The organism is Caldimonas manganoxidans ATCC BAA-369 (assembly GCF_000381125.1).
Lineage (GTDB): Bacteria > Pseudomonadota > Gammaproteobacteria > Burkholderiales > Burkholderiaceae_C > Caldimonas > Caldimonas manganoxidans.
This window is the reverse complement of the sequence record NZ_KB905959.1, coordinates 1-21,446: the sequence shown is the minus strand read 5'-3', so window position 1 is coordinate 21,446 and position 21,446 is coordinate 1. Positions and strand designations below refer to the sequence as shown.

General features: G+C 66.5%; 23 protein-coding genes and 1 pseudogene. 13 read left to right on the top strand and 11 right to left on the bottom strand.

Annotated features, from left to right (window positions below):
* Positions 1-17: 17 nt before the first annotated feature.
* Positions 18-1,520: a D-alanyl-D-alanine carboxypeptidase/D-alanyl-D-alanine endopeptidase gene (dacB, locus tag F615_RS0114035; RefSeq protein ID WP_245558371.1), complete on the top strand. Its 1,503-nt coding sequence runs from the start codon at positions 18-20 to the stop codon at positions 1,518-1,520.
* On the opposite strand, the gene F615_RS0114030 is transcribed toward dacB, so the two are convergent.
* The 4 genes from F615_RS0114030 to purE are packed head-to-tail and all read right to left on the bottom strand — an operon-like array spanning position 1,514 to position 5,128.
* Positions 1,514-2,479 carry an SGNH/GDSL hydrolase family protein gene (locus F615_RS0114030; protein ID WP_019561813.1) on the bottom strand — a complete coding sequence of 322 codons (966 nt, stop codon included), beginning with the start codon at positions 2,477-2,479 and terminating at the stop codon, positions 1,514-1,516. The genes dacB and F615_RS0114030 overlap by 7 nt on opposite strands.
* A 26-nt stretch (positions 2,480-2,505) precedes the next feature.
* Positions 2,506-3,486, bottom strand: coding sequence for an L-threonylcarbamoyladenylate synthase (locus F615_RS0114025; protein ID WP_019561812.1), 981 nt, complete (start codon positions 3,484-3,486; stop codon positions 2,506-2,508).
* Positions 3,487-3,494: 8 nt separating this feature from the next.
* The gene (locus F615_RS0114020; protein WP_019561811.1) at positions 3,495-4,655 is read right to left on the bottom strand and encodes a 5-(carboxyamino)imidazole ribonucleotide synthase; all 1,161 of its coding nucleotides are present in this window, start codon (positions 4,653-4,655) and stop codon (positions 3,495-3,497) included.
* A complete protein-coding gene (gene purE, locus F615_RS0114015) occupies positions 4,652-5,128 on the bottom strand; it encodes a 5-(carboxyamino)imidazole ribonucleotide mutase (protein WP_033371552.1) in 477 nt (158 codons plus the stop codon). The genes F615_RS0114020 and purE overlap by 4 nt, the downstream gene beginning before the upstream one ends.
* A 144-nt stretch (positions 5,129-5,272) precedes the next feature.
* Here purE and F615_RS0114010 point away from each other — a divergent pair, with 144 nt between their 5' ends.
* Positions 5,273-6,214 carry a tetratricopeptide repeat protein gene (locus F615_RS0114010; RefSeq protein ID WP_019561809.1) on the top strand — a complete coding sequence of 314 codons (942 nt, stop codon included), beginning with the start codon at positions 5,273-5,275 and terminating at the stop codon, positions 6,212-6,214.
* Positions 6,215-6,221: 7 nt separating this feature from the next.
* Here the strand turns inward: F615_RS0114010 and F615_RS0114005 are convergent, their stop codons facing one another.
* Complete coding sequence (locus tag F615_RS0114005) at positions 6,222-7,121, bottom strand: phosphoribosylaminoimidazolesuccinocarboxamide synthase (protein WP_019561808.1); 900 nt, start codon at positions 7,119-7,121, stop codon at positions 6,222-6,224.
* 70 nt (positions 7,122-7,191) lie between these two features.
* Positions 7,192-8,256 carry a class II fructose-bisphosphate aldolase gene (fba, locus tag F615_RS0114000; RefSeq protein WP_026330331.1) on the bottom strand — a complete coding sequence of 355 codons (1,065 nt, stop codon included), beginning with the start codon at positions 8,254-8,256 and terminating at the stop codon, positions 7,192-7,194.
* A gap of 265 nt (positions 8,257-8,521) precedes the next feature.
* Between fba and F615_RS0113995 the strand changes: the two genes are divergently transcribed.
* Positions 8,522-9,322, top strand: coding sequence for a DUF481 domain-containing protein (locus F615_RS0113995; RefSeq protein ID WP_083932482.1), 801 nt, complete (start codon positions 8,522-8,524; stop codon positions 9,320-9,322).
* A 12-nt stretch (positions 9,323-9,334) separates the two neighbouring features.
* Here the strand turns inward: F615_RS0113995 and pyk are convergent, their stop codons facing one another.
* The gene (gene pyk / locus F615_RS0113990; RefSeq protein ID WP_019561805.1) at positions 9,335-10,768 is read right to left on the bottom strand and encodes a pyruvate kinase; all 1,434 of its coding nucleotides are present in this window, start codon (positions 10,766-10,768) and stop codon (positions 9,335-9,337) included.
* A 100-nt stretch (positions 10,769-10,868) separates the two neighbouring features.
* Positions 10,869-12,062 carry a phosphoglycerate kinase gene (locus F615_RS0113985; RefSeq protein ID WP_019561804.1) on the bottom strand — a complete coding sequence of 398 codons (1,194 nt, stop codon included), beginning with the start codon at positions 12,060-12,062 and terminating at the stop codon, positions 10,869-10,871.
* A 171-nt stretch (positions 12,063-12,233) separates the two neighbouring features.
* Here F615_RS0113985 and F615_RS0113980 point away from each other — a divergent pair, with 171 nt between their 5' ends.
* From F615_RS0113980 to F615_RS0113945, 8 genes are all read left to right on the top strand, one after another.
* Complete coding sequence (locus F615_RS0113980) at positions 12,234-12,749, top strand: hypothetical protein (RefSeq protein ID WP_019561803.1); 516 nt, start codon at positions 12,234-12,236, stop codon at positions 12,747-12,749.
* 63 nt (positions 12,750-12,812) lie between these two features.
* Positions 12,813-13,331, top strand: coding sequence for a hypothetical protein (locus F615_RS0113975; protein ID WP_019561802.1), 519 nt, complete (start codon positions 12,813-12,815; stop codon positions 13,329-13,331).
* 33 nt (positions 13,332-13,364) lie between these two features.
* Complete coding sequence (locus F615_RS0113970) at positions 13,365-14,465, top strand: cytochrome c oxidase subunit II (protein ID WP_019561801.1); 1,101 nt, start codon at positions 13,365-13,367, stop codon at positions 14,463-14,465.
* Between the two features lie 9 nt (positions 14,466-14,474).
* Positions 14,475-16,259: a cytochrome c oxidase subunit I gene (ctaD, locus tag F615_RS0113965; RefSeq protein WP_019561800.1), complete on the top strand. Its 1,785-nt coding sequence runs from the start codon at positions 14,475-14,477 to the stop codon at positions 16,257-16,259.
* An 11-nt stretch (positions 16,260-16,270) separates the two neighbouring features.
* A complete protein-coding gene (locus F615_RS0113960; protein WP_019561799.1) occupies positions 16,271-16,876 on the top strand; it encodes a cytochrome c oxidase subunit 3 in 606 nt (201 codons plus the stop codon).
* Positions 16,877-16,886: 10 nt separating this feature from the next.
* Positions 16,887-17,588: a cytochrome c oxidase subunit 3 gene (locus F615_RS0113955; protein WP_019561798.1), complete on the top strand. Its 702-nt coding sequence runs from the start codon at positions 16,887-16,889 to the stop codon at positions 17,586-17,588.
* Between the two features lie 7 nt (positions 17,589-17,595).
* Positions 17,596-17,910, top strand: coding sequence for a cytochrome C oxidase subunit IV family protein (locus F615_RS0113950; protein ID WP_019561797.1), 315 nt, complete (start codon positions 17,596-17,598; stop codon positions 17,908-17,910).
* Between the two features lie 11 nt (positions 17,911-17,921).
* Positions 17,922-18,842, top strand: a complete 921-nt coding sequence (locus tag F615_RS0113945) for a heme o synthase (RefSeq protein ID WP_019561796.1) — start codon at positions 17,922-17,924, stop codon at positions 18,840-18,842.
* Positions 18,843-18,848: 6 nt separating this feature from the next.
* Here F615_RS0113945 and F615_RS0113940 read toward each other — a convergent pair whose 3' ends face one another.
* From F615_RS0113940 to F615_RS0113930, 3 genes are all read right to left on the bottom strand, one after another.
* Complete coding sequence (locus F615_RS0113940; protein WP_019561795.1) at positions 18,849-19,178, bottom strand: branched-chain amino acid transport AzlD family protein; 330 nt, start codon at positions 19,176-19,178, stop codon at positions 18,849-18,851.
* A complete protein-coding gene (locus tag F615_RS0113935; protein WP_019561794.1) occupies positions 19,175-19,921 on the bottom strand; it encodes an AzlC family ABC transporter permease in 747 nt (248 codons plus the stop codon). The genes F615_RS0113940 and F615_RS0113935 overlap by 4 nt, the downstream gene beginning before the upstream one ends.
* A 112-nt stretch (positions 19,922-20,033) precedes the next feature.
* Positions 20,034-20,690 (bottom strand): hypothetical protein, encoded by a 657-nt coding sequence (locus F615_RS0113930; RefSeq protein ID WP_026330329.1) that lies wholly within the window; start codon positions 20,688-20,690, stop codon positions 20,034-20,036.
* A gap of 154 nt (positions 20,691-20,844) precedes the next feature.
* Here F615_RS0113930 and F615_RS20530 point away from each other — a divergent pair.
* Positions 20,845-21,168 (top strand): annotated as a pseudogene (locus F615_RS20530) (5-formyltetrahydrofolate cyclo-ligase); the annotation flags it as partial.
* Positions 21,169-21,241: 73 nt separating this feature from the next.
* On the top strand, positions 21,242-21,446 hold a 205-nt coding region (locus F615_RS0113920), incomplete at its 3' end, for a transposase (protein ID WP_026330327.1).

The window sequence follows — 21,446 nt, the reverse complement described above, 5'->3', positions numbered from 1 at the left end:
GCCGGGATAATCCGGGCATGCATGCTGCTGCGTTGTCATCGATGTGGCGCCGCATTCGGGGGCGAAGCGGTGCTTGGGGCGTTTGGCGTGGGGCCGTGTGGGCTTGGGGCTGGGTGCTGCTGCACGGGCCGGTGCCGGCCCAGACGGCGCCGCCAGCATTGCCGCCGGCCGTGGAAGCGGCTCTGGCGCAGGCCCAGCTGCCGCCGCAGGCCTTGTCGGTCGAGGTGGTGCCGCTCGGCGGCAGCAGCCCTCGTTTGAGCTACCGGGCCGAGGCGCCGGTCAACCCGGCGTCGCTGATGAAGCTCATCACCACCTATGCCGCGCTGGACTTGCTCGGGCCGGCCTACACCTGGTCCACCCCGGTGTATGTCGAGGGGCGGGTCGGCGACGGTGTGTTGCACGGCACGCTGTATCTGCAAGGCCAAGGCGATCCGAAGCTGGTGGTGGAGCGGCTGTGGCTGTTGCTGCGCCGGGTGCAGCAGTTGGGGATACGCGAGATTCGGGGCGACATCGTTCTCGATGGCTCGGCATTCGAGGTGCCGCCGGGGGATCCCGGCGCGTTCGACGAGGAGCCCTGGCGACCGTACAACGTGCTGCCCGATGCGTTGCTGATCAACTACAAGTCCATCGTGCTGGGCTTCGTGCCCGATGTGGCCCGCGGGCGGGCCTGGGTCACGGTGGAGCCGCCGCTGCACGGCTTTGCGGTCGATCCTTGGGTGCCTTTGGACTTCGGCGCCGCATGCTCCGACTGGCGCGCTCAGCTGCGGGCCGAGCTGGGCGACCCCAGCCGCTTGCGCTTCCGTGGGGCTTATCCGGCGCGCTGTGGCGAGAACTCATGGGCCATCGCCCATGCCGATGCGCGCCGCTACAACGCGCAGGCCGTGCTGGGTGTGTGGCTCAGCCTGGGCGGGCAGTTGTCGGGCACCGTGCGCGAGGGTCGGGTGCCCGAGGGGCTGACGCCGGTGCTGGCGGCCACCTCGCCCCCGCTGGCCGAAGTGGTGCGCGACATCAACAAGTTCAGCAACAACGTGATGGCCCGCCAGCTGTTTCTGACCCTGGGGCGCGAGCGCCGCGGGCGGGGCGACTTGGCCTCCTCGCGCGCCGTGGTCGAGGACTGGTTGCGCGGCCGGCTGGGCGGGCCCGATCCCAGCGTGGTGCTGGACAACGGTGCCGGGCTTTCACGCGAAGCGCGGGCCAGCGCGGCATTCTTCACCCGGCTGCTGCAGTCGGCCTGGGCCGACCCGGTGATGCCCGAGTTCATCGCCTCTTTGCCCGCCAGTGGCCGCGACGGCACCTTGCGGCGCAGCCGGATCGAGCCGGGCCGCGCCTATCTGAAGACCGGCTCGCTGCGGGATGTGGCCGCTCTGGCCGGCTATGTGCTGGGCGACAGCGGGCAGCGTTACAGCTTCGTGGCCATCGTCAACCACCCAAGGGCCGCGGCCGCCCGGCCGGTGTTGGAGGCCTTGGTGGCCTGGGCCATGCACGACCGGCCCTTGGGCGTGGGACGGTCGCCTCAATAGGGATGCCGCTCGGCGCGCTGCCAGGCCAGATTGCCGATCAGGCGGTTCATCTGGGGGCTGAAGTACAGATCGTCGGCCCACACGTACACATAAGCACTCAAGCTGGTGTTGTAGTCCGACTGCACGGTCGAGGTCGAGCAATCCAGGGCGGGTGTCACGGTGCACGCCGCCGTGCCTTCATGGGTGAAGCGATAGCCGGTGTTGCTGTCGCCGGTGGCCAGACGCACCAGGTTGTTCACCTGGGCGTAGGCGGCTTTGCGGCTGTTGTTGCCGAAGCTGTTGTAGAAGCCAGAGTTGTAGGCGTCGGTCAAGGCCTTGAGCAAGGTGCGCCCGCTGACGGGTTCGGCCAGCCCGCGCGGGGTCTTGCCCTGGTTGACCACGTCGATGGCCAGCACGCGCGCATCGCGATCCACGAGTTGCTGCACCAGCCGGCCGAAGTCGGCCCCGCGGTCGCAGGCTTCGCGCAGCGTGGTCGGCAGACTGCCTTGGCTGCACAGGCCCTCATCTTGGTAGTCGGGCGGCACGACCGAGGGGTTTTGTTGGTACAGCTCCCACACGTCTTGCGCGCCCACTTGGATCAACACCATGTCCCCGGTGCCCAGGTTGGGCAGCTGGGCTTCGACCTGGGCCCGCACGTCGGCCAGCTTCCACGTGGCATCGGCATAGAGCTGCGCGATGCGGTTGCCGCTCAGTCCGCCGGGGTTGCAGGCGGCGAAGGCAAAGCCATAGTTTTCCGCCACGATTTGATTCCAGCTGCGCGTGTACTGGCAGTTGGACAGGTCGTTGACGGTGTATTTGCGTCCGTCGCTGGCCATGGCGCTGTGGCCATCGCCAAAGGAGAACAGCCGGGTCGGTTGGAAAGGGTTGTAGACATCGCCGCCACAGCTGGCCAATGTCAAGGCGGCCATGGCGGCCAGTGTTCGACGCTGCCAAGCGGCGACGAAAGACGACAAAGACATGCACACTCCAGTCAACATGGAAGGGGTCAGGCCGCGGCGGCGCGGATCAGTCGGTCGCGCACGCCGTCCCATTCAGGGCCTGGGGGCGGGCTCTCGACCCAGATGATGCGCGCGCCGCGCGCGTCGAAGTCGCGCAAAGCCGCAAACAGCTCCCGCGCGGCCGAGGCGGCATCCTCGGGCATGGCTCGAAACAGCATGCCGGGGGCCGGGCGCACCGTGCGGGCATACAAGGCCACCGGGCCGGGCGAGTCGGCCCACACCTTTAGAGCCGTGCGCAGCACGTCGGTGCTCATCAGACGCACCGTGGCCCGAGGGGCGTAGTGGGCCTTCAGCGTGCCCGGGGCCCGCGGGGCCTGCGCGTCACGGTCGAGCAGGGGCTCGCCCAAAGCCGCTTCGATTTGCGCGCGGGTGAGGGTTCCGGGGCGCAACAGCACCGGGCGGCCCCGTGAGCAGTCGATGATGGTCGATTCGATGCCCACCGGGCAGGGGCCGCCGTCGAGCACCAGCACGTCCTCACCGAATTCGGCGGCCACATGGGCGGCGGTGGTCGGGCTGACCCGGCCGAAGCGGTTGGCGCTGGGCGCAGCCAGCCCGAGCAGGCCGCGCCGACTGGCCGCTTGCAGCAGGGCCTGCGCCAGTGGATGGGCCGGGCAGCGCAGGCCGATGGTGTCTTGGCCGCCGGCAGCGGCCGTGGCCACGCCGTCGCGCCGGGGCACGATCACGGTCAAGGGGCCGGGCCAGAAGGCATCCATCAGCCGCTGGGCGGCCGGCGGCACGGCTCGGGCCAGCGGCAGGGCGGCTTCGGCATTGGACACATGCACGATCAGTGGATGATCCGTAGGCCGGCCTTTGGCCGCGAAAATGCCCCGCACGGCCTCGTCGCGGCCGGCATCGGCGCCCAGGCCGTAGACCGTTTCGGTGGGAAAGGCCACGAGGCGCCCTGCAGCCAGAGCCTCCAGGGCCTGGTCCAACTGGGCGGCTTGCGGGCCGTCGAGGATGCGTGCCATGCCGTTCCTCACCACGGGTCGATGCCCAGCCGTTCGGCGCAGCGACGCGCCACGTCGTCGGCCTGGGCTGCGGTGGGCGCCGTCACGGTCAGGTGGCCCATCTTGCGCCCCGGCCGCGCCGTGAGTTTTCCATACAAGTGCAGATGCACCCCCGGCAAGGCCAGCACCTCGGCCCAGGCGGGTTCGCGCTCGCGCCCTTGCGCGTCGAACCACAGCTCGCCCAACAGGTTGAGCATCACGGCCGGGGAGTGCTGGCGCGGGGCCACCAGCGGCAGCCCGGTCATCGCACGCACCTGCAGCTCGAATTGCGACACGTCGCAGGCGTCCAGCGTGTAATGGCCCGAGTTGTGGGGCCGCGGCGCCATTTCGTTGGCCAGTAGCCGGCCGTCGCGCAGCACGAAGAATTCCACGCACAGCACGCCCACATAGTGCATCGAGGCGGCCAGCTGTTCGGCCGCGCCGATGGCCTGGGCCTGCAGCTCGGGGCCCACGTCGGGCGCCGGGGCGGTCGTGACGGCCAGAATCCCGCGTCGATGCAGATTGCGCTGTACCGGGAAGTGCACCACCTCGCCCTGGGCATTGCGGGCGACGATCACGCTCAGCTCGAAGGCCAGGTCCAAGCGCTGCTCGAGCACGCAAGGCACGCGGCCGAGCTGCTCCCAGGCGGCGGCCAGGTCTTGCGGTGTCTGCACCAGGACTTGGCCCTTGCCGTCGTAGCCCAGGCGGGCGGTCTTGAGCAGGCCCGGCAGCAAGGCCGGATCGACGGCGGCGAGCTGTTCAGCGGTGTCGATCACGGCATGGGGCGCGCAGGGCACGCCACAGCGCTGGAAATGGGCTTTTTCCAGGGCGCGGTCCTGACAGATGGCCACCGCTTGGGCGCTGGGGGCGACCGGGCGATGGGCTTGGAGCGTCATCAGTGCTGCCGAGGGCACGTTTTCGAATTCGGTGGTGATGGCCACACTGCGCTGCATCAGCTGTGCCAGGCCTTGCTCGTCCAGGTAGTCGGCTCGGATGTGGTGGTGGGCCACCAGCCCGGCCGGGCTGTTCCCATCCGGGTCGAGCACGACCGTGAAATAGCCCAGGGTCTGGGCGGCATGGACGAACATGCGGCCGAGTTGACCTCCGCCCATCACCCCCAGGGTGGCTCCAGGCAGCACCGTTGTGCTCATGCGGCGGCTCCCGGCGGCGGCAGGCTCATGGCGCGCGCGGCCTCGGTTTGCCGGGCGCGGAAGTCCAGCAGCTTGTCGCGCAGCGCGGCGTCTTCGTTGGCCAGCAGGGCCACGGCGAACAAGGCGGCATTGGCCGCGCCGGCCGTCCCGATGGCGAAGGTGGCCACCGGGATGCCTTTGGGCATTTGCACGATGGAGTGCAGCGAATCGACCCCTTGCAAGTGCTTGCTGGGCACCGGCACGCCCAGCACCGGCACCACCGTTTTGGCCGCCAGCATGCCTGGCAGGTGCGCGGCCCCGCCGGCGCCGGCGATGAGGGCTTTGAGGCCGCGGGGCGCGGCTTGCTCGGCATAACGGAACATGTCGTCGGGCATGCGGTGGGCAGAAACCACCCGTGCCTCGTAAGGCACGCCGAAGTCGGCGAGAATCTGGGCAGCGTGCTGCATGACGTCCCAATCGCTGTTGGAACCCATGACCACACCGATGAGGGGCGAAGCACTCGACAAGGACGGCTCCAGGCTGGGCAGAAATCGCGATTTTAGGCGGGGCTGAGAACGGAAGGTTCCGTCCTCGGCGTCGCCCGTGAGGCTGCCTCGCCTCTTTAGAACGGCGTTGCCATGATCGACATCACTTTGCAGAACTTTGAAACCGAGGTGCTCCAAGCCTCGATGTCCCGCCCCGTGCTGCTGGACATTTGGGCTCCTTGGTGCGGGCCCTGCCGCACCTTGGGCCCCTTGCTCGAGAAGCTCGAAACCCAATACGGGGGCCGCTTCGTGCTGGCCAAGCTCAATTCCGACGAGCAGCCCGAGATCGCTGGCCAGCTCTCACAGATGTTCGGGGTGCGTTCCATCCCGTTTTGCGTGATGTTTCGTGACGGCCAGCCCGTCGATGGTTTCGTCGGCGCCTTGCCCCAGGCGCAGATCCAGCAATTCCTGGACAAGCATGTGCCCAGCCCGGCCGAGCTGCAAGCCGAGGAGGAGACCGAAGAAGCGCTGGAATTGGCGGCCGAGGGCCATACCGACGCCGCTTTGGAGAAGCTGCAGCAGGCCGTGGCCATCGATCCGGCCAATGATGCGGCGCGCTTCGATTATGTGAAGCTGTTGCTGGAACGCGGCCAGCTGGCCGAGGCGCGTGCGGCTTATGAGCCGGTGGCTTCCAAGGCGGCGGTGGATGCGCGCTTGGCCGCCCTCGGGCTGTACCTGGAGGCCTGCCAGGCAGCTGCGCAGGCCCGCTCGCCGCAGGCGCTGGCCGAGGCGATCGCGGCCAACAAACGCGACTTCGACGCCCGCTACGAGCTGGCCCAGGTGCACTTTGCGGCCGGCCGCTTCACGCAGGCCATGGACGAGCTGCTCGAAATTTTGATGCGCGACAAGGCCTGGAAGGATGGTCTGGCGCGCAAGACCTATGTGGCCGTCCTGGAGATGATGAGCAAGCCGGCGCCCAAGCCAGCGGCCACCGAGGTCAAGGGCACGCTGGAGCTGACCGGCAAGACCGCGGTGACGCCGGCCGATCCGGTCGTCGAGCAATACCGCCGCAAGCTGTCGATGACGCTGTTTTGAGGCGGCCTCAGGCGCCCAGCAGCCGGTCGCGTGCTTCGCGGTACTTGGCGGCGGTTTTCTCGATCACCTCGGCCGGCAGCGCCGGAGCGGGAGGCTGCTTGTTCCACGGGCGGCCGTCCACCGTGGCTTGCTCCAGCCAATCGCGCACGAATTGCTTGTCAAAGCTGGGCGGGTTGGTGCCTTCCGCATAGCCTTCGACCGGCCAAAAGCGGGAGGAATCGGGGGTGAGCACTTCGTCCATTAGCGTGAGGGTGCCGTGCTCGTCCAGGCCGAATTCGAACTTGGTGTCGGCGATGATGATGCCGCGTGACAGCGCGTAGTCCGCGGCGCTGCGGTACAGCTCGATGGACACCGCGCGCACGCGCTCGGCCAGCTCGCCTCCGATGATCTGGCTCATGCGCTCGAAGGAGATGTTTTCGTCATGCTGGCCGATCTCGGCTTTGGTGGCCGGGGTGAAGATGGGCTCGGGCAGCCGGCTGGCGTTTTTCAGGCCGGCGGGCAGCTTCACGCCGCAGACCTCGCCGCTTTGCTGGTATTCCTTCCAGCCGCTGCCGGCCAGGTAGCCGCGCACCACGGCCTCCACCGGCAGGGGCTTGAGGCGTTTGACCAGCATGGCGCGGCCGCGCACCTGGTCCCGTTCGGCTTCGGTGACCACCTGCTGCGGGTCTTCGCCGGTGAGATGGTGGGGCACGATGTGACCCAGCTTGTCGAACCAGAACAGCGCCACTTCGGTGAGCAAGGCGCCTTTGCCGGGAATGGGCTCGCCCATCACCACGTCGAACGCCGAGAGGCGATCGGTGGCGATCATCAGAATGCGGTCGCTGCCCACGGCGTAGTTGTCACGCACCTTGCCGCGCGCCAGCAGGGGCAGTGAGTGGATCGAAGAGTGCAGCAGGGCGACGGTCACGACGGTTCTCCGGCAAAGAAAAAAGCCCGCCAGTCCAGCGGGCTCGACGTGGGCGGCTGGGCCGCGGGGTTCACTGCACCACTTGGGCCAGCTCGCCGGCCGCATAGCGGCGCGCCATTTCGGACAGGGGAATGGGTTTGATTTTACCGGCCTGACCTTCGCAACCGAACTGCAGGTAGCGCGCCTTGCAGACCTGCTTGGCCGCTTCGCGCGCGGGTTTCATCCACTCGCGCATGTCGAATTTGTCGGGGTTCTCGGCCATGAACTTGCGGACCGCACCGGTCATGGCCAGGCGGATGTCGGTGTCGATGTTGATCTTGCGCACCCCGTGCTTGATGGCTTCTTGAATCTCCTCGATGGGCACGCCATAGGTTTCCTTCATCTTGCCGCCGTACTGGTTGATGATGGCCAGCAGCTCCTGCGGCACCGAGGACGAGCCATGCATCACCAAATGCGTGTTGGGGATGCGGGCATGGATTTCCTTTACGCGCGAAATCGCCAGGATGTCTCCGGTGGGCTTGCGGGTGAATTTGTAGGCGCCGTGGCTGGTGCCAATGGCAATGGCCAGCGCATCGAGCTGGGTGGCTTGCACGAAACGGGCGGCTTCTTCCGGGTCGGTCAACAAGGCGGAATGGTCGAGTTTGCCCTCGGCGCCGATGCCGTCTTCTTCACCGGCCATGCCGGTTTCCAGCGAGCCCAGGCAGCCGAGCTCGCCTTCGACGGTGACGCCCACTTTGTGCGCCATCTCGACCACTTCGCGCGTGACCCTGACGTTGTACTCGAACGAGGCCGGGGTCTTGCCGTCTTCCAGCAGCGAGCCGTCCATCATCACCGAGCCAAAGCCCAGTTCGATGGCCCCTTGGCACACCTTGGGGGAAGTGCCGTGGTCTTGGTGCATCACCAGCGGGATGTGCGGGTAGGCTTCGACGGCGGCCTGGATCAGGTGCTTGATGAAGCTCTCGCCCGCATACTTGCGCGCTCCTGCGCTGGCTTGCAGGATCACGGGCGCGCCCACTTCATCGGCCGCGGCCATCACGGCCTGGACTTGTTCGAGGTTGTTGACATTGAAGGCTGGGATGCCGTAGTTGTTTTCGGCGGCATGGTCCAGCAGTTGGCGCATCGAGACGAGTGGCATGGTGGGGCCTCTTGGAACGCTAGGAAATCGGTTGGATCGAGGGCGGATGGACCTAGGGCGGATGGACGCAGGTCTTGGGCCGGCGACAGATGAAACCGCGCTGTAATTGCTCGGAATTCTACCGACCCCATTGCCGCTGAACGGTCTGGCCCCCTGGGGTGTGGGGACGAATGTCGCAGTGCAGCATGGGGTTTCCGCGCGGCCGAGGTGGCGCGCCCCGGCCGGGCATCTTAAAGTCGGCCGCTTTCCATTCTTGCCTGCCAACATGGGGAGCATCTGGGACGTGTGTTCTACGGGTTGGGCTCGTTGCGGCCGTGGGGCGATCGTTTCGACCCTGGGCCTGTGGGTGGCCGTCACGGGGGCTTGCGCCCAAGTGACCCAGATTCCCGACGGCCAGTGGCGCCATCTCATCGGCTTGGGCGCCAGCGTGGCCTCGGGCAACACGAAGGCCAGCAGTTTGAATGCCTCCCTCGACAGTGTCCGACTGACGTATGAGGACAAGTGGTCGCTTGCCGGCAGCGCCTTGCAGTCGCGCACCGAAGGCAGCACGGCCGCGCAGCGTGCCGAACTCAAGACGCAGTACGACCGCGATCTGTCCTTGCAATGGTTCGGGTATGGCAGCGTGGCGGGCCTGCACGACGAGGCGGCGAACATCGAGTCCCGCACATCGGTGGCTTCGGGGCTGGGCTATCACCTGCGTCGCACCGCAGACGGGTATTGGGACGTGTCCGCCGGCCTGGGCTACTCGCGTGACCGCTTCCTGGCACCCACGGTGATCGATGGACAGAGCCGTCGCAGCCGCGACCGTCTGGAGCTGGTGTTGGCGCAAGAGTCCACCATCTACCTGTCCGATGGTGCGCGCCTGAAGCAGCAAGCGCGGCTGCTGCCCAGCCTGCGCGATGCCGGTGAATTCCGCGCCGAGCTGTCCGCCGGCTTGAACGTGGCGATCAATGAACGCCTGAGTTTGACGGCCAGCCTCACGCACCGCTTCGACAGCCAGCCCGGTGCGGGCTTCAGCAAATCGGACACGCAGTTCGTGACGGGTGTGTCGCTCGGACTGGATTGAGCCCGGCCAGTCTCAGCCGCCGACGCGACAGATCTTGAGCATGTTGGTGCCGCCGGGGTAGCCCATCGGTTCGCCGCAAGTGATGGCGTAGGTGTCGCCCGGCTTGAGGACGCCGCGCTCGACCAGCAGGGCCTCGGCTTTGTGCAAGGCTTCGTCACGGTCTTGGTAGGCGGGCATCAGCAGCGGTCGCACGTTACGGTACAAGGCCATCTTGCGCTGCGAGACGAGCTGAGAGGTCAGACCGAAGATCGGCACATGGATCTTGTGCCGACTCATCCACAACGCGGTGGAGCCCGACTCGGTCAATGCGATGATGGCCTTGCAGCCCAGGTGGTGGGCGGTGAAGAGTGCCCCCATCGCGATGGCCTGATCGATGCGGCCGAACTTCTTGTTCACGAAATCGGAGTCCAGCGCGATCTCTTCGGCCCGCTCGGCTTCCAGGGCGATGAGCGCCATGTGCTCGATGGTTTCCACCGGGTACTTGCCTGCGGCGGTTTCGGCGCTGAGCATCACGGCGTCGGTGCCGTCGAGCACCGCGTTGGCCACGTCGCTGACCTCGGCGCGCGTGGGCACGGGGTTGACGATCATCGACTCCATCATCTGCGTGGCGGTGATGACCACCTTGTCCATCTCGCGCGCCAAGCGGATCATGCGCTTTTGCAGCGCCGGCACGGCGGCATTGCCCACCTCCACGGCCAGATCGCCTCGCGCGACCATGATGCCGTCGCTGGCTTTGAGGATGCCCTCCAGCTGCGGGATGGCCTCGCTGCGTTCGATCTTGGCAATCAAGGCCGGCTTGTGCCGCCATGGCTCACCGGCCACGTTGGCCAGCTGGCGTGCCATTTCCATGTCGGTGGCGCTCTTGGGGAAGCTGACGGCCAGGTATTCGCACTGGAAACTCATCGCGGTGCGAATGTCTTCCATGTCCTTGGCCGTCAGCGCCGGGGCGGTGAGCCCGCCGCCTTGCTTGTTGATGCCTTTGTTGTTGGACAACTCGCCGCCGATTTTCACGCGGGTGTGCACCGCATCGCCGACCACGCGCTCGACGTTGAGCACGATCAAGCCGTCATTGAGCAGCAAAGTGTCGCCCGGCTTCACGTCGCGCGGCAGTTCCTTGTAGTCCAGGCCCACGCGTTCGTTGTTGCCCAGCTCCGACCAGCTGGCATCCAGGATGAAGGTCTGACCGGCCTCCAGCAGGGTCTTGCCGCCTTCGAACTTGCCCACCCGGATCTTGGGGCCTTGCAAGTCGGCCATGATGGCGACTTCCTTGCCGGCACGCTGGGCGGCTTCGCGCACCAGCGCGGCGCGCTCGATGTGGTCTTGCGCCGTGCCGTGCGAGAAATTCAAGCGCACCACATCGACCCCGGCGCGGATCATGCGCTCCAGGATCTCGGGGGTGGACGACGCAGGGCCGAGGGTGGCGACGATCTTGGTGGCGCGGGTCATGATGGCTTGTCTCCGGTGAGGATGTAACTTTATTCCATTTCGCGGGCCGTCTGAAGGCCTGCGGAGTTACATCCCCTTGCGGGACCGACCGCACGCCGCGTCAACCTGCCGCGCGTCGGGCCAGGATCTCGAAGGCGGGCAGCTGTTTGCCTTCGAGCACTTCCAGGAAGGCGCCGCCGCCGGTGGAGATGTAGCCCACGTCCTTCTCGATGCCATATTTGGCAATGGCCGCCAGGGTGTCGCCGCCGCCGGCGATCGAAAACGCCTTGGAGGCCGCGATGGCACGGGCCAGCGTCTCGGTGCCCTTGGAAAACGCCTCGAACTCGAACACGCCCACCGGCCCGTTCCAGACGATGGTGCCGGCGGCTTGGAGCTGCTGGGCCAGCATTGCCGCAGTCTGCGGGCCGATGTCCAGGATCAAATCGTCCTCGGCCACGTCGGTGGCGGCCTTGACGGTGGCCGTGGCATCGGCCTTGAATGCCTTGGCCACGACCACATCGACCGGGATCGGCACGGCCGCGCCGCGGGCTTGCATGGCGTCCATCACGGCGCGGGCCTCACCCACCAGATCGGGCTCGGCCAGCGACTTGCCGATGGGCAGGCCGGCGGCCTGCATGAAGGTGTTGGCGATGCCTCCGCCGACGATGAGCTGGTCGACCTTCTTGGCCAGGCTTTGCAAGATGGTGAGCTTGGTGCTGACCTTGGAGCCGGCCACGATGGCCACCAGCGGACGCTTCGGCTCGGCCAAGGCGCGGGTGATGGCATCGATTTCGGCAGCCAACAGCGGGCCGGCGCAGGCCACTTTCGCGAATTGCGCGATGCCGTAAGTGGAGGCCTCGGCGCGGTGGGCGGTGCCGAAGGCGTCATGCACGAAGATGTCGCACAGCGCCGCCATCTTGCGCGCCAGCGTTTCGTCGTTTTTCTTTTCGCCTTTGTTCAGGCGGCAGTTCTCCAGCAGCACGACTTGTCCGGGCTGCACGTCCACGCCGTCGACCCAGTCGGTGCGCAGCGGCACGTCCCGTCCGAGCAGCTCGCCCAAGCGCCGTGCCACCGGGGCGAGCGAATCTTCGGGTTTGAATTGGCCTTCGGTGGGGCGCCCCAGATGCGAGGTCACCATCACCGCGGCGCCGGCCTTCAAAGCCATCTCGATGCAAGGCACCGACGCGCGAATGCGGGTGTCTTCCGTGATGCGTCCGGCCTCATCCAGTGGCACGTTCAGATCGGCACGAATGAAGACACGCCGCCCAGCCACCTGGCCTTGGGCGATCAGATCGGTAAAACGAAGCACGTTCATGGCAAAGGGCGGGCAGTGGCAGGAAAGGAGAACCCGAGATTTTAGAGGGGCAGGGCAAGGGCCTTCCCTACCTAAGGCTGGGGGCCGGCGGCTTGTCATGCATCAATTTCGGGTGTACAAGGTGATCAATGCTCGCTTCGTCCACTTCCTTTGTGACGTAAGGAGGGCACCATGCGCAGACGCATTTATTGGCTTCTGCCCGACCTGGCCAGCGCCAGGCGGACGATGGATGATCTTTTGCTGGCGCGCATCGCCGAGCCCCACATCCACTTCGTGGCACGGGATGACATCGACATGAGCGGCCTGCATGCCGCCAACGTGCTGCAGACCTCCGACGTGTTGCGCGCCGCCCAGCTCGGGCTGGTGATCGGCGGTGTGGTGGGCACGGTCGCGGGTGTGGTCGTGGCGATCTTCTTTCCCATCGTCGGCGATTCGCCGCAATGGGGCGTGGCCGCGGTGCTGGCGGTGCTGGGCGGATTGTTCGGGGCCTGGGCGGCCAGCATGATCGGCATCTCCACGCCCAGCCACCGTCTGGAGCGTTTCCGGCCGGCCATCGAGCAAGGGCAGATCCTGCTGATGGTCGATGTGCCGCGCTCACGGGTGGCCGAGATCGAGGCCCGGCTGCAGGCTTTGCATCCGGAGGCCCATCTCGAAGGCGTCGAACCCAACATCCCGGCCTTTCCCTGAATGTGCGGCGTGCGGCCCGGCGCTGGGCCGGGGCGCCTCGCTTGGGTCTGAGGAGGCAAGACCATGGAACTGCATTTGTCGACCTGGCGCTCGGGCTCGAGCCGCCCGGATTGGATGGCTGCGGCCGTCTCTGGCTTGGCTGCCGGGGCCGTGCTGATGGTGCTCGAACTGTTCTGGGCCGCCAGCATGGGCGGCGATGGACCTTGGCGGCTGCCTCACATGGTGGCCGCTCTCGTTTTGGGCGCCGACTGGCTGGAGACGGCCGCGGCGCAGGGCTACGCCTTCCATGCCGGCGTGGTGGCCGCCGCACTGCTGGTGCACTATGCCCTGGGGATGCTGTTCGGCCTGGCCCTGGGGGCGCTGGTGTCCTGGTGGCGCTTGGACAGCCTGCTGGGCCGCATGGAGGCGCTCGGGGCTGCGTTCGGGGTGTTGCTCTACGTGGTCAATTTCCATGGGCTGGCGCACGGCTTCCCGTGGTTCCTGGACCTGCGTGGTGGGGCCACTCTGATGGCGCACCTGGTGTTCGGCATCTGTGCTGCGCTGCTGTACTGGAAGCTCGCGCGGCGCCGCTCCGACGCTTGATCGCCGTGGGGTGCGCTCGAGTGGGAGGCCGGCATGGTCATCGCGGCGGTCCTGCTGGTCATCGTCGTGGGGTCGGTGGCTTTCCACCTGCTCACGCCCTGGTGGACCACGCCCTTGGCCAGCCATTGGCAGCGCATGGACGACACCCTGACCATCACGGTGGTCATCACGGGGATTTTTTTCATCGCGATCAATCTGTTCGTGGCCTACGCGATATGGCGCTATCGCCATCGTGAGGGGCATCGCGCGACCTACGAACCGGAGAATCATCGCCTGGAGCGCTGGTTGATCGGCATCACGACGGTGGGCATCGTCGGGTTGCTGGCCCCGGGCCTGGTGGTCTATGCGGACTACGTCCGCGCGCCACCGGATGCGCTGCAGCTGGAGGTGGTGGGCTATCAGTGGCAATGGCGTTTCCGCATGCCTGGGCCCAGCGGCGAGTTTGGCCGCACCGATGTGCGCTTCGTCAGCCCGACCAATCCCTTGGGCCTGGATCCGAGCGATCCGGCCGGCCAGGATGATGTGATCATCGACGCTGGCGAGGTGCTGTTGCCGGTGGATCGTCCGGTCAAGGTGACGATGCGCTCGGTCGATGTGCTGCACGACTTTTACGTGCCCCAGTTTCGGGCCCGTATGAATTTGGTGCCGGGGCAGGTCAGCACGTTTTGGTTCACGCCCACGCGCACCGGGCGTTACGAGGCCATGTGTGCCCAGCTGTGTGGCCTGGGACATTCGGCGATGCGCGCTCACGTGGTGGTGGCCGAGGCCTCGCAGTTCCAAGCCTGGATGGCACAGCAGCCCAGCTTCGCCCGCACGCAAACGCCACCGTCGGCCGCCGAGGGCGACCCGGTGGCCCTGGGGCGCGCGTTGGCGCAGTCCAAGGGCTGCGTGGCCTGTCACAGCAGCGATGGAAGCCCCAGCGTGGGGCCCACTTGGAAAGGCTTGTACGGCAAGCTGGAGACGCTCGAGGATGGCCGGCGAGTGCGCGTGGACGAGCAATTCCTGCGCGACTTCATCCGCGATCCCAAGGCCATGAGCATCCAGGGCTTCCCGCCGGTGATGCCGCGCATCGAGCTCAGCGAGGCGGAGCTCGATGCGCTGGTGGCGCACATCAAGTCCCTGGCCACGCCCTGAGGGGGGTCGATGAGCATGCAAGACACCGTCCACCACATGCAGGATGAGGCGCACGAGCCCCGCAGCTTCTGGCGCCGCTATGTCTGGAGCCAAGACCACAAGGTCATTGCGATCCAGTACGCCGCAACCGCCATCTTCGTCGGTCTGGTCGGGTTGGTGTTGTCGCACCTGATGCGGTTGCAACTGGGTTTTCCCGGCAGTTTCGAGTTCATCAATCCCGAGCGTTACTACCAGTTCGTCACGATGCACGGGATGATCATGGTGATCTACCTGCTCACCGCGCTCTTTCTCGGCGGCTTCGGCAATTACCTGATTCCGTTGATGGTGGGGGCTCGCGACATGGTCTTCCCCTACCTCAACATGCTGAGCTACTGGGTGTACTTGTTGTCGGTGATCGTGCTGCTGGCCAGCTTCTTCGTGCCAGGGGGACCCACTGGCGCGGGCTGGACGCTTTATCCGCCGCAGGCCATCCTGCCAGGCACGCCGGGGCACGACTGGGGCATCATCCTGATGCTGGTGTCGCTGCTGATCTTCATCGTGGCAGCCACCATGGGCGGCCTCAACTATGTCACCACCGTACTGCAGGCCCGCACGCGAGGCATGACCCTGCTGCGCATGCCGCTGACGGTGTGGGGCATCTTCGTGGCCACCATCTTGGCACTGCTGGCTTTTCCGGCGCTGTTCGTCAGCGGCGTGATGATGTTGCTGGACAAGACCGTGGGCACCAGCTTCTTCATGCCGGCCTTGGTGTCGCTGGGTCAGGCCACGGACTACAAAGGCGGCAGCCCGCTGCTGTTCCAACACTTGTTCTGGTTCTTCGGGCACCCCGAGGTCTACATCGTGGCGCTGCCGGCCTTCGGCATCGTTTCCGATCTGATCAGCGTGCACGCACGCAAAGCCATCTTCGGATACCGAACGATGGTGTGGGCCATCGTGATCATCGGCGGCCTGAGCTTCATCGTGTGGGCGCATCACATGTTCGTCAGCGGCATGAATCCCTATTTCGGGTTTTTCTTTGCCACCAGTACGCTGATCATCGCGGTGCCCACGGCCATCAAGGTCTACAACTGGGTGCTCACGCTGTGGCGTGGGGACATCCACCTGTCGGTGCCGATGCTGTTCTCGCTGGCCTTCCTGTGCACCTTCGTGATCGGCGGGCTCACGGGGCTGTTCCTGGGCAATGTCAGCGTCGACATTCCGCTGTCGGGCACCTATTTCGTCGTGGCGCACTTCCACATGGTGATGGGCGTGGCGCCCATCCTGGTGGTGTTTGGCGGCATCTATCACTGGTTCCCGAAGATCACCGGGCGCATGCTGGATGACCGGCTGGGCCACCTGCATTTCTGGGTGACTTTTCTTGGCACCTATGCGATTTACTTTCCGATGCACTACCTGGGCGTGCTGGGGATGCCGCGGCGCTACTACTCCTACGAGATTTACGACTTCGTCCCGCCGTCGGCCGATGCGCTCAACGTCTTCATCACGGTGGTGGCGATCTTCGTGGGCGTGGCGCAACTCGTCTTTCTGTACAACTTGGTGTGGAGCGCCTTCAAAGGCCGGCGGGCCGACCCCAACCCCTGGCGCGCGGCTTCGCTGGAGTGGTACACGCCCGATACACCGCCGCGCCATGGCAACTGGGGGCCGTCGCTGCCCGTGGTCTACCGTTGGGCCTATGCCTACAGCGTGCCGGGAGCGCCGCGAGACTACATCGCTCAGACCGAGCCGCCCGAGGTCGGCGGGATGGAGCCACAACGACCGTCGGGCGCTGCCGAGATTCGGGGGGTGCGCGCATGAATACAACCACGATGTCTTTGGTGTCGGACCGTGCGGCCGAGGTGCCGCGTCCGCAGGCCCTGGGCCTGGGGGTGTGGGTGATGATCGGCGTGGGCAGTGCGCTGTTCGGCCTGTTCCTGGCGGCCTATGTGATGCGCATGGACGGCGGGGACTGGGCGCCCGTGGCCCTGCCTTGGCAGGTGGGGCTGAGCACCGCGCTGCTGGTGCTGGTCAGCCTCGTGCTGCAGCGCGCCTCTGGCGCTGCGGCGGCCGGACGGCGTGCGGCCGCCCGTGCAGCCCTGGGGGCGGGCGGGTGGCTGGCGCTGGCGTTTCTGGCCACGCAAGCCTGGGCTTGGACAGCGTTACGTAGCGCCGAGGTGATGCCGGTGGGCAATCCGGCAGCCAGCTTTTTCTACCTGCTCACGGCCATGCACGCCCTGCATGTGCTGGGTGGCTTGGTGGGCTGGGGCGTGGCGCTGCGTGGCTTGACCCACGCAGCGCAGGTCCAGGAGGTGGCTTGGCGGCTCGGGCTGTGCGCGCGCTACTGGCACTTCTTGCTGGCCGTGTGGATCGTGCTCGTGGCCGCGTTGGGATGGCTCACGCCCGAGCTCGTGGCCTACCTGTGCGGCACGGCCTGAGGAGCCCGACATGAGCAGCATCCCAGTGCCTCCGTCCTCGCCGGCAGGCGCTGCCCGTGCCGGAGCCGGCCGCTGGCGCGAGCTGGTGGCCGATTGGTCCAGCGACTGCCAAGCCTTCCAGGTGTCCTGGGGCAAGGCGATGATGTGGATCTTTCTGCTCAGCGACACCTTCGTCTTCGGCTCTTTCCTGACCGGCTACATGACGGTACGGGCCTCGACCACCGTGGACTGGCCCAACGTCAGCCAGGTGTTTTCGCTGCACGTGGGCGGGACGGACGTGCCGCTGCTGCTGATCGCCATCATGACCTTCGTGCTGATCACCAGCAGCGGCACGATGGCCATGGCCGTGAACTGCGCCTACCGACGCGACAAGGTCAATGCCGCGGCCCTGATGCTGCTGACCGCCGCGCTGGGCGAGACCTTCGTGCTGATGCAAGCCTTCGAATGGTCCAAGCTCATCTTGGAGGGGGTGCGGCCCTGGGAGAATCCTTTTGGCGCGGCCCAGTTCGGTGCCAGCTTTTTCATGATCACCGGTTTCCATGGCCTGCATGTCACGGGTGGGGTGATCCTGCTGTTCGTGGTGAGCTGGAAGCTGCTGCGTGGGGATTACGACCGTCGCGGCAATTACCAGATCGTCGAGATCGTCGGACTGTACTGGCACTTCGTCGATCTGGTGTGGGTCTTCATCTTCGCGTTCTTCTACTTGTGGTGAGGGGCTCATGGACCAAGAACATCCGCAACAGCACCCCATCAGCCTGTACCTCAAGATCTGGGGGTTGCTCTTCGTGCTCAGTGCGCTGTCGTACTTGGTGGATTACTTCCAGATTCAGGGCCTGTGGCGGTGGAGCCTGATCCTGATTTTCATGCTGCTGAAGGCCGGGTTGATCATGGCGGTCTTCATGCACTTGGCTTGGGAGCGTGTGGCACTGGTCACGGCCATCGTGCTGCCGCCGCTGTTGCTGCTGGTGCTGGTGGGCCTGATGGCGGCCGAGGCCGACCACACGCTCGCCTCCAGACTGGCCTTTTTCCGCTGAGAGGTCGTTCGATGGCCGGGCCTTCGATCGGTCGTGTGCGGCCACGCGGGCCGAGGCTGGCCGCCGTTGCGTCGGCCCTTCCTTGGCGGGCCTATCTGGCGCTGACCAAACCGCGTGTGGTGCTGTTGATGCTGTTCACCGCCTGGGTCGGCATGTGGCTGGCGCGACCGCGGCATCCCGATCCCGGGACCGTGCTGGCCGGCCTGCTGGGCATCGGTCTGATGGCCGCCAGCGCTGCGGCGATCAACCATGTGGTGGACCGCCATGTGGACGCACGCATGGCACGCACCCGGCGGCGACCTTTGCCCAGCGGACAGTTGGGTGCCGTGCAGGTGATGATGTTTGCGCTGCTGCTGGGCTTGGGCGGCTGGGCGGTGCTGTGGTGGGGTACCAACCCGCTGTGCGCGGTGCTCACGCTGGCCTCGCTCGTGGGCTATGCGGGTCTGTACAGCCTGTACCTGAAGCAGGCCACGCCACAGAACATCGTGATCGGCGGAGCGGCTGGCGCAGCCCCGCCGCTGCTGGGCTGGGTGGCCGTCACGGGGCAGGTCGAGCCGGGCGCGTGGCTGCTGTTCCTCATCATTTTCATCTGGACGCCGCCGCATTTCTGGGCCTTGGCCATCGACCGGCGGGATGACTATGCTCGCGCAGGGGTGCCGATGCTGCCGGTCACGCACGGCGTGGCCTACACGGCGCGGCGGGTGCTGGGCTACGCACTGGCCTTGGTGCCGGTCAGCCTGTTGCCGGTGGCCCTTGGCATGGGCGGTTGGCTCTACCTGGCCGGGGCGGTGCTGCTGGGCCTGCGCTTCGTCGCCATGGCCTGGAGGTTGCAGCGCGACCTGCGCGTGGCGTTGCCGCTGTTTCGCTATTCGATCGGCTACCTGTTCGGGTTGTTCGTGCTGTTGCTGGTCGAAGCCACGTGGGCTTCGTGAGCGTTCTCACCAGCCCAGTCCGAGCCGCAGCGGCAGGTACAGCGCCATGCCCACCAGGATGGTGCCCAGGATGTCGCGGCGCCAGAAGTAGTAGGCCGTGGCCGCGACCAAGCCGAACAGGCGCGCATCGCGCCAAGTCGTGATCAATTGCCCATGCGTCATCAGCACTTCGGGGGCGATCACGGCCGCCAATGCCGCCAGAGGGGCGTACTTCAGCCCGCGCTTGACCCAGCCAGGCAGGGGCAGCTCGCGGCTTGGCAACAAAAAGAAGCTGCGCGTGATCACGGTGATCACGGCCAGCCCGCTGATCGTCAGGAGGGCTTCCCAGCCATTCATGTGTCGGCTCCGCGCCGGTGCATGCGCTTGTAGGCCCGCTCGGCGGTTTCCATCATCAGGCCGGCGGCCACTGCAGCGGCAATGGCCACCACGATGTTCAGTTTCAGCGGCAGCGCATAGGCCGCCACGGCGGCAGCACTGGCCACCGCCGCGGCCACCCAGGTGGCGCGCTCGCCCAACAGCGAGCACATCACCCCCAGCAGCGCCAGCACGCCGGCAAAACCCAGCCCCCACGCGGGCGGAATCGCATGGGCCAGCACGATGCCCAGCACCGAGGCGCTTTGCCAGGCGATCCAGTTCGTCGCCACCCCGCCCCAGTAGTAGGGCATCTGATCGTCCACCCGGTGCGTGGGCTCTGGAAAGCGCTTCATGAACAGCACGTAGTTCAAGTCCCCGCTGAAATAGCCCAGCACGCAGCGCTGGTGCAAAGGAAAGCGCGCAAAGTAGGGCCGCCACATGGCGCTGAAGATCACGAAGCGCAGGTTCACGCAGGTGGCTGCCGCCCAGACCACCCACATCGGCGCGCCGGCGGCCATCAGCGGCAAGGCCGTGAGTTGGGCACTGCCGGCGAACACGAAGAAGGTCATGAACAGCGCCAACGGCACCGACAGGCCCGATTTGACCATGGCCACGCCAGTGACCAGCCCCCAGGCGGCGATGCCCAGCGCCAAGCTGACCATGTGACGGGCGCCGAGGCGAAATTCGGGATGGCGCCAGACGGCGCGTAGTTGCGAGAGGTTCATGCAAGCGACAGTAAAAGGGCATTGTCGCCAAAACTGGCGTACAGCGACCTGAACATCGGATGATTGGAGACCGCGGCTGGCTCAGGAGGCGGTGCCCCCCGAGGGCCTTTGATCAGTCGGCCGAGGAGGACGCCTGGAGCGGGACGGCCCGCAGCAGCAGTCCGGTGGCGGACACCCGCAATTCCATCTCACCGGTCCCATGGATGGCCTTGAACGTGGCCGAACCATAGTCGGTGTCGAGCACACCGGAGAGCCAGCCGAAGCGCTCTCGCAGGCTGAACAGGTCCACCGGCCGGTCCAGGCGCAGGCTGTAGACCGTGCGCTGCTCGGCACGTTCTTGCTCGAGCGAGAGATAGCGGCCCGCCACCCGGTCCAGCTCATAGGCGGTGTGCAGACCCAGCAGGTGGGCCCATGGCTTCCACTTCAGCACGTGTGCGTCCACGTAGAGGGCATCGCCACGCAGCTCGAAGGACTGGCGGCGACCGTCCGGCAGGGTGAAGTGGGCGCGGAAGTGCTGTGGCCCCAGGGGTTCGATGCGGATGCGTGCGGCCACTTGCTCTTGTGTCAGGGCCCGGTAGCCGTGCATGCCCAGCCCGACCAGGCTGAAGGCCACCCCACCGATCAGCAGCACCATCCCGGTGAGTGTGTGGACCAGCAGGCCCAGCGGGCGAGCGCGCAGCAGGCTGCGAAAGGCCGCAGCCATGAACAACAGGCCCAGCAGCCACAGGGCGAGCGAGGCCCACCCACCGGGCCCGAGGACCGAGGGCATGTCCGCGAACCAGCTCCTCATCACCGCGCTGTCCATGACCCGATGCTGCCACGGACTGCCTTTCCGGGTTGGGCAAGACCGAGCACGCGGGATGGCCATGTGCGGGCACAATCCTGGGCCGTGGCGAGGGCCCGCGGCCCAGGAGACAGCTTCGATGAGCGCGTTGGACCAAGACCGTGATGCATTGCGACGGCGCTTGCTGGCGGCGCGCCAGGCGCTGCCGGATCGGCTCGAGCGGGCCGTGGCCTTGCAAACGGTGCTGCGCAGCTGGCTGGTGGGCCGGCGCGAGACACGCATCGGCGCCTACTGGCCCATCAAGGGCGAGTTCGACCCGCTGCCCGCGCTATACCGTTGGCAGGACGGCGCCCCGCCGGGGGTGAGCCGCCAGATCGGCCTGCCGGTGGTGGACAAAACCAGCAGGCAGTTGCGCTTTCACGTGTGGTTTCCGGGCTGCCCGATGGAAGAGGACGCCTATGGAAACGCTGATCAAGTCCTGCGCCTGGCAGTAGTCCGTCTTGTCGCCCTGGTGATGGGCGGCGATGATTACGGTCATGAAGCAGATGACCTTGGCAGCGGCGGCCGATGCGTCCGCGGGATTCGAGCGTTTTCGCAAGCCCCCCCGGCGCGACGCATTCTTGGCCGAGATGCAGACGATCGTGCCGTGGAATCGGCTGGTGGCGTTGATCGAGCCGCACTACCCCAAGCCCGGCAATGGCCGTCCTCCCGTGGGCTTGGAACGCATGTTGCGCATTCACT